The organism is Pilosibacter fragilis (assembly GCF_032490495.1).
In the GTDB taxonomy this organism is placed as follows: Bacteria; Bacillota; Clostridia; order Lachnospirales; family Lachnospiraceae; genus Pilosibacter; species Pilosibacter fragilis.
The window spans coordinates 1-743 of record NZ_JAVYJB010000063.1; the positions used below are offsets into that span (position 1 = coordinate 1).

Genomic DNA, 743 nt, shown 5'->3' on the forward strand with positions numbered 1-743 from the left:
ATCTGAGAAAAGGGATCGATGGTCTGGCAACGATCATCGGCGATCGGTATGGACAGAATCCGTTCGAGAAAGGAACCCTGTTCCTGTTTTGTGGGAAACGTTCTGACCGGTGCAAGGGGCTTTTATGGATGGGAACGGGGTTTCTGCTTTTGTACAAAAGATTTGAGGACGGAAGATTATCCTGGCCAAGAAATATCCAGGAAGCGGCAGAACTTACAGAGGACCAGTACAGGTACCTCATGACAGGATTAAATCCCCTGGATCCCAGGATCAAAGACGTTGATCCGAAGCATATCTATTAAAACGTTTGTGAAAAACAGAGAAAATAAAACGCCAGTCTGACCGCCAAAAAGGGCGGTGTCTATTAATGGAATCCTCTCCGATGAGACGAACCGTTTGTCCTGTATGAAGATAAAAAAGAGAACTTTTGATTTTAAATGCCTCGCATTTCAAGTGACTGGAACAGGGCATCTGGAGACGTTCCGGGTAGGTAAAAATGACGGACCGGTATGGAAACCGGATTGGCATTTATCACCGATTTCTGCTATACTTTCCTTAGAAAGAAAGGCGGACATCATGTGTAAAAAATTCACTCCGGATGAACTGAATCAGATGGACCATACGGCAAAAAACGATGTTATCTTCCAGATGCAGGACCGGCTCGACAAGCTGGAACAGAACTATGAAACCCTCATAGAACAGGTCCGGCTTGCAAACCAGCAGCGTTTTGGTCGCCAGACAGA

General features: G+C 45.8%; 1 protein-coding gene. It reads left to right on the forward strand.

Going from position 1 to position 743, the window contains the following annotated elements; translation table 11 throughout:
- On the forward strand, window positions 1-302 hold a 302-nt coding region (gene tnpB / locus ABCW45_RS17730), incomplete at its 5' end, for an IS66 family insertion sequence element accessory protein TnpB (RefSeq protein WP_343221296.1).
- Window positions 303-743 lie beyond the last annotated feature (441 nt).